Consider the following 6,802-nt stretch of genomic DNA (forward strand, 5'->3'; position numbering starts at 1 on the left):
TAACCCATGAATTCAGAACAATTATCACATCACGTTTTTGATATTAACAAGTATTCCCATATCAATTACCTGCACCCAAATCGTATGGAATGGGAAAATGCCGGTTCAGATAAAGAACTAGAATTTCTATCTCGTAGTCTTGTAGGTGAAGATGGCCAACAAGAAAAAGCAGTAGCTTATCTGTATAAAGAACTAGCTCAACTAGCTGAAATTGAAATGCATGTTGCATCCGTAATGAGCCGTGTTTTATGTGAGATCCAACAAGAGAGTACTGACCTAATCACCAATACTGGTTTATTCCATTCTGTCTCATGTTTTGCCTCAGAAGAGGTGCAGCATTCAAATAGCTTCTATCAATATGTAAGGCACCTATCTAGTAGAGATATAAAGCTGAGACAAAACTACGCCAAAGAGAGACTGGAACTTTATGAAGGCAATGAGAACCCGCTTGTAAAACTCGCTGCTCTTTGTTCAACAGCTTACGTTGGCGAGTCCATTATCACGGTGTTTGAGCGTCGAATGAAAGTGCTCGATCCAATGCAAAAAATGTTTCTTACTCAATTACTGCATTTTCATGGTCTGGATGAAGCCCGTCATATAGAGTTTGACCATTTTGTATTTGAGCACATTATTCCATCACTTACTTCAAGTGAACGTAAACGAATGCATGAAATTATCAACATCCAAGAGGAACTAAACACACAACTAGCTCTAACGACCCAAGATGTTATCAAATCTGAATTTGACCTCGATTACACAGAAAACAACCTAGCAGCAAAAAAACAGTTAGACGTGACACTCCGATTTCGAGAGATCATCCAATCTGGTGAATACATCAAGAATATTGATGAACACATCGATGATAATACTGCGGAGATCGTTAAAGGATTCTCCAAATCGAAAAAAATACATGTTTTCGGTTAAGGGGGTCTTTATGCAAACTGAAATTAATCAGGAAGTACAATTAAACTCCAATAAAAACTCGGTAGCCACATTTGCTATCGTTCTCTCGCTCTTTATGGCTGCAGTTGATGGAACCATTGTAAGTACTGTCTTGCCTGAGATTAGTACTTCTTTAGGTCAACTGTCTTTGTACCCCTGGATAATGTCTGGGTTTTTGTTACCGGTTGCGCTTATTGCACCTTTTATTGGCGCTATTGGAGACAAATTTGGAATCAAACCCACACTGGTTGCCAGCATATTAGTGTTTATCGTTGCATCTATATTTGCGGCGAACGCGACTACTATGCAAATGCTAATATTTTCACGAGTTATTCAAGGTGTTGGTGCGGGCTCAATTATTGTGTTGTGTTACGCCTTACTTGCAGCAGTGTTTTCTGTTGACGAACGGGCAAAAATGCAAGGCATGTTAAGTGGAGTATGGGGTATATCTGCAATACTTGGGCCAATCCTTGGTGGGCTTCTTTCATCCATGTTTGGTTGGAAATCGATATTCCTTATAAACGTACCTATCGGTTTGATTGCTTTGGTAATGCTACTTCAAGTTAAAATCTTGGAAATCGGTAATAAACAAAGCCAAACCAGAATCGACTTCCTGGCTCAAATATCCTTTGCCATCATGTGTTTTGCTGTGATGATGCTGGTGAGTGAAAACCATATAGAATGGCTAAACAATTATGTACTTACTTTGTTGTTACTAGGTGCCTCCATCGTACTGATAGGTCGAGTACTAAAGAATGCAAAGGCTAGTCCTATTCCCGCGCCCTTTTTCAAACATAAATCTTTGGTATCCACCGTTGTAATGGTTTTAGTGTCAAGCGCGACCCTATATTCAGCTGTCACAATAATCCCGATCACACTTGCTCAACTCGGCCATTCAACAGTGTCATTAAGTGCGCTAATAACTACGGCTGCATTAGGCTGGGTATTTGGTGCCGCAATTTGTGGAAGCAAACTTGCCAAATTTGGGTTTAAGTCGCTGGCTCTCATTGGAATGTTACTGCTATTTGCAGGCACTATTGGGATGATCCCAGCTATCAATTCGGAAAATGTAATTCTTATCTCAGGGTGCCTTGCTTTCATTGGCCTGGGTATGGGGTTTGTTTCCACCAGCACGCTAGTTTACGTGCAAAATTCTGCTCCCAAAGAACAACTAAGCAGTTGGACCTCTACAGTACAGTTCTTACGAAACCTCGGTTCTGCTATTGGGATCAGTCTTTTCACTACGATTCAGCTTAGTCAGCATGGTGGGTACGAAGTAAGTTTCTACATATTAGCTGCTGTCATATTTTTTGGTTCGTTATTCTCTTTCGCTTTACCCAAGTCTTACAAATAAGCTTTTAAAATTTCCATCGTTGTCCGGTTTGTTCTGCTTTGCGTCAGTTATGAACGTTCTGGACACGACCAAGCAATGATAATTTATTCTAAAACAACGATGAAAAGGTAGATTAGAAATGAGTTATGACCTGTTCAAAATGGTACATGCAATTGGAGCTGTTGGTGCGACTGGATCACTGCTAGTCGCTCCTTGGATGTCTTATAAGTTAAGAAACGCAACAGCTTCAAATAAAACTCTATTGTTAAAAGGACTGGCGTTTACAGACCGCTACTACAACATAGCTGGCTGGATCGTGATGTTAAGTGGCATTGTGATGTTTTATTTACAAGACTGGCACCGTATGTTCCAGATCTGGTTTGTACTAAGTGTTGCCATATTCATCATCGATTCAATCGCTGAAAAAAAATGGCGTGACCCTGCTAACGATGCATTAACGTCTCTCAATCCGGATGATGTTCTTTGGTTATCAGAGACACAGCGTTTACACAAAGCAGTGATGACTCAGATGATATGTACTTCACTCATTTTTATAACCATGTTTTTTCACAGCCAACTTAAATTGAACTTGTTAGGGATCCAATTGTTTATGTAACTGATAAGTGGAAGTACCTTATGCCAAACATTTTGATAATATTGCCAAATCAATATGTTCGTGTATAAAGAAAGTATCTACCTTTTGATAGTACTAACTGGGCAGGGAATATTTCAGAATGCTTTTTACAGTCGAGCGTCATATTGACAAAGTGATGATTGAACCAATTCATAAACATGAAAATGGACAATTGATATATATGAAGCAAGGTGTTTGTAGAGGTCAAGCAGAACAAAACCAATGGCTCATTCAAAAAGGAATGTTAGTTTGGATCCCGCCCAATGTTTCTCACCACGCTGAGTGCAAATACACTGCCAATCTAATCGCCATGTATATTCCTCCTGAGATTGCTGCCTCCTGGCCAGAGAAAATCATGTTAGTTGATGCAAGTAAATTAGCTATTGGCATTATCGACAAGTTTGCATTCAGCGATGTCGAATCAAGTAAAGCTAACAACTTATTAAGCATTTTGCTGGAGGAACTGATACAGGCGGTTCCGAGTAATAACATACTCCCTCTGCCGGAAGATAGGAGGCTTGTACGTATAACCCAAAGTGCGATAAGGAATCCTTCGGAAAAAGTAAGCCTAAGTGAGTGGGCTAGGAAAGTTGGCGCATCTGAGCGTACCTTATCCAGACTATTTATCAAAGAAACTGGGTTGTCATATAAATGCTGGATTAACCGACTGAAACACAGCAAAGCATTGTCTGGTTTAAGAGATGGCTTAACTAACGAAGAGTTGTCGATAAAGTTAGGTTTTGCCTCTGGTGATTCATTCAGCCATTGGTTTCAAAAAGAGTTTAATTCATCTCCAAGGAGCATGAGAAAAATCCTGTTAAGCTCCTAAATTCCAGATCATGTGGAAGAGTAATAATGATTCATACTGTTAAAGTATCATACTAAAATGGCGGCGAGCGATGTGTACGCCGCCATTGCTAAAATGTTTTTTCCCCAAACCTTTCTAGCTCAAAGAATCAGGACACACTTTCTGCTATTAAATGACTTATTTTTTTGGCTCTTCTCCGCATTCATGAGTTTGAATACACTAATTCATTATAATTACATGATTTATAATGCTTATTTTAAGAATAAGTTAGTAGTGTAGTGACTATACCACCTATTGGTCTGGTTGGTCTGGGCAAGGAACCTCTTTTACTAGAAATTTAACAGCCAAACAACTCATAGAAGCACTCATTTTAGAAATGAACTCCAGAGAATAGCTTTAACATTAAGCAGGTAAGCAATAACCTTCCTGCTTGTGTTACAACTACGGAACTTTATATAGCCGACAAAATGAACTCACATTTCCCTTACTTAAAGTAATTTGTAAGTTACTAATTTAGTAAAGTCGCTGACAAAGTTTTGTCCAAAAATGAGTTAGTCCCTCAGGTCAATTTAAAGATAAGCAGCTGCGAATGATCACTTTAGTCGTGGCTGCAATCTTCTTCGGCTTTATCCAAATCCACCTCTGCCTTAACCAGTTCCGCCAACTCATCTGTATGTGCAGTATAAGCATCTAATCCTTCGAGTAGCTCTTGCTCGGTAAAAGTCTTTTTATCCATTTCTGTAGTCTCATCAGTAAGCGATTTGATAGAAAGTATAACACTGATGTAGGATTTACTCGGAAACCGTTTAGAGGCTCTTTGAGGGCACTTTCAGATATGTTCTAGAGTCATAGAATAAAGTAGGGGAGGTGGGCAGTGATTTGAGTCGTGGTGAAAATGGGTCTAAGATAGTTGAGAGAGAAACTACTGTATAAGTCCACTATTCGTCCACACTTAATCCACCCAAAAATGATATGGTTATTGTGGGCTCAGGTAAAGTGGCGAAGTTTCAGTAAGTTGAAGAGAATTGAGAGCGTTTTTGAGGGCTCAAAAACGGTGAAACCCCGATGTTGGTAGCATCGGGGTTTCGAATTTTTAGACTTCTCGGATGGTAAGGCCGATTATCTTATATGCAAAAGGCTGGATTTAATCCGAATTAATTCCTGGTAGGGAATTAGATGCGGATGAAGTCCATGTGCTCAACTTTTGGCTTGAACGCGTGACGTTGAACGTCTTGTGGCTTAACTTTAACTTCTGCGCCGTCGATCACTAGAGTGATTGCTTCGTAGAATTCTGGCTTGTCCATTTGGTTCATAACGTCATCGTGGTTAAGAACGATAGAAACTGCTGCTTCTTCACCGCCGTATACAACTGCAGGGAATTTACCAGCGTGACGTAGGCGGCGGCTCGCACCTTTACCTAGTTCAGTACGTACTACTGCTTCAAATTTCATAGTATTACTCTCAAAAATTTAAGAAATTCATATTCACACTAACAATGCGACCTTGTTATGTGTGGTAAACGCTCAAGAGAAATTGGTAGTAACTCTGTAAGCGAGCGCGGATACTATCACTCAATCCCCGTTCTAGCAATAGATAATCGCCTATTAGCCCCTATTTTAAGGACAAATAGAATCAATCGGTTAACTTTGATTCAACTCTTCTGATGCTGAAAAAATTGAGTAATTGGACCAGATCTGAACAAACCCCTCAAGACGGGTAAAGTAAGCGCCTTGTAATCTGAATACCAAGTTAACCAAACCTGTCTATTCAAGATTATAAGGAGCATATTATGGGCCCAGTAAGTATTGTTGTTATCACATTAAACGAAGAGAAAATAATCGGTCGCAGCCTAAGAAGCATCATTACCAGAGCTGACTGTACATAAACTGGTTTACGGTTTGTTTAACCTGGGCTTGTTTGTTACTCAGTTGGTGTTGGTTGGCGTGTGTATTTTTTCAAGCAAACGAGTGCACGCAAAGCTTAAAGACTTCGATGAAGAGATTGTTCTATGTGAAGACTGTGGGTACGTAAGGCTTTGTTGCGTAATTCGATGGAACTAAATCAGGAAGTTACGATCTGATCGGCTACATCAGTTAATCATCGTAGCCTTATGCCGAAACCTCGTTACAAAACAACTAACTGGAAACAGTACAACAAAGCCCTAATCAACCGTGGTTCACTCACTTTCTGGATTGATGAGGAAGCCATACGCGAGTGGAAGCAAAGCAAACAGAGTAAGCGCGGCAGGCCTCGTCGATTCAGCGACCTAGCCATTACTACCGCACTGATGGTAAAACGCGTTTTCTCTATGCCATTGAGAGCGCTGCAAGGTTTTCTAGACTCAGTATTTAAGCTGGCTAACATACCGCTTGTTTGTCCGCATTACACCTGTATAAGCCGTCGAGCCCAGCAGGTTGAGGTTTCATTTAAAACTAAAACCAGAGGTGCGATACAGCATCTGGCCATTGATGCCACTGGTCTCAAGGTTTATGGCGAAGGTGAATGGAAGGTCAAGAAGCACGGTACTGACGGGAAGCGTAGAGTCTGGAGAAAGCTGCATTTAGCAGTCGACACCAGTACTCACGAGATAGTAGCAGCAGAACTGAGTTTATCTAATGTCACTGATTCAGAAGTCCTTCCTAATTTGCTCAAGCAAACACGTCGACAAATCATCGAGATATCTGGAGATGGTGCTTACGACACAAGGAACTGCCATGATGCCATACGGATTAAGCGAGCTATTCCGCTTATCCCACCAAGAGAAGGGGCAGCCTTCTGGGAACAAGGACATCCTCGCAATTTAGCAGTGGGTTGCCAAAAGCTCTACGGCTCCAACAAGAAGTGGAAAAAGCGGTATGGTTATCACAAACGTTCACTATCAGAAACAGCCATGTATCGAGTGAAGCAGTTGCTAGGTGGGAGGTTAAGCCTGCGAAACTACAATGCTCAGGTTGGCGAAACCTACGCCATGATTAAAGCGCTGAACAAGCTTACAGGGCTTGGTATGCCTGAAACTCAGTTTGTTGTTTAAGAATTGCACAATTTCGGGCGGTTTGTTTTTCTGTCCGAATTACGCAACAAAGCC

Annotated in this window: 7 protein-coding genes and 1 pseudogene; 6 read left to right on the forward strand and 2 right to left on the reverse strand. The window is 40.8% G+C overall.

The window, feature by feature from the left end:
- Window positions 1-6: 6 nt before the first annotated feature.
- From ACU01J_RS15695 to ACU01J_RS15710, 4 genes are all read left to right on the forward strand, one after another.
- Window positions 7-924, forward strand: coding sequence for a diiron oxygenase (locus tag ACU01J_RS15695; protein ID WP_481086563.1), 918 nt, complete (start codon window positions 7-9; stop codon window positions 922-924).
- A 10-nt stretch (window positions 925-934) separates the two neighbouring features.
- Complete coding sequence (locus tag ACU01J_RS15700) at window positions 935-2,296, forward strand: MFS transporter (protein ID WP_481086564.1); 1,362 nt, start codon at window positions 935-937, stop codon at window positions 2,294-2,296.
- 118 nt (window positions 2,297-2,414) lie between these two features.
- Entirely contained in the window at window positions 2,415-2,891 is a 477-nt protein-coding gene (locus tag ACU01J_RS15705; RefSeq protein WP_481086565.1) for a hypothetical protein, read from the forward strand.
- Window positions 2,892-3,009: 118 nt separating this feature from the next.
- Window positions 3,010-3,738, forward strand: a complete 729-nt coding sequence (locus ACU01J_RS15710) for an AraC family transcriptional regulator (protein WP_481086566.1) — start codon at window positions 3,010-3,012, stop codon at window positions 3,736-3,738.
- Window positions 3,739-4,315: 577 nt separating this feature from the next.
- Here ACU01J_RS15710 and ACU01J_RS15715 read toward each other — a convergent pair.
- Both ACU01J_RS15715 and rplY read right to left on the reverse strand, forming a co-directional pair.
- The gene (locus ACU01J_RS15715) at window positions 4,316-4,453 is read right to left on the reverse strand and encodes a hypothetical protein (RefSeq protein ID WP_481086567.1); all 138 of its coding nucleotides are present in this window, start codon (window positions 4,451-4,453) and stop codon (window positions 4,316-4,318) included.
- Window positions 4,454-4,889: 436 nt separating this feature from the next.
- On the reverse strand, window positions 4,890-5,168 hold the full coding sequence (gene rplY, locus ACU01J_RS15720) for a 50S ribosomal protein L25 (RefSeq protein WP_126573717.1): 279 nt from the start codon (window positions 5,166-5,168) through the stop codon (window positions 4,890-4,892).
- Between the two features lie 426 nt (window positions 5,169-5,594).
- Here rplY and ACU01J_RS15725 point away from each other — a divergent pair.
- Both ACU01J_RS15725 and ACU01J_RS15730 read left to right on the forward strand, forming a co-directional pair.
- A pseudogene (locus ACU01J_RS15725) lies at window positions 5,595-5,750 on the forward strand (glycosyl transferase); the annotation flags it as partial.
- A 77-nt stretch (window positions 5,751-5,827) separates the two neighbouring features.
- On the forward strand, window positions 5,828-6,748 hold the full coding sequence (locus tag ACU01J_RS15730; RefSeq protein WP_481085133.1) for an IS5 family transposase: 921 nt from the start codon (window positions 5,828-5,830) through the stop codon (window positions 6,746-6,748).
- Window positions 6,749-6,802: the final 54 nt, after the last annotated feature.

Source organism: Vibrio sp. 2433-A1, from assembly GCF_056726085.1.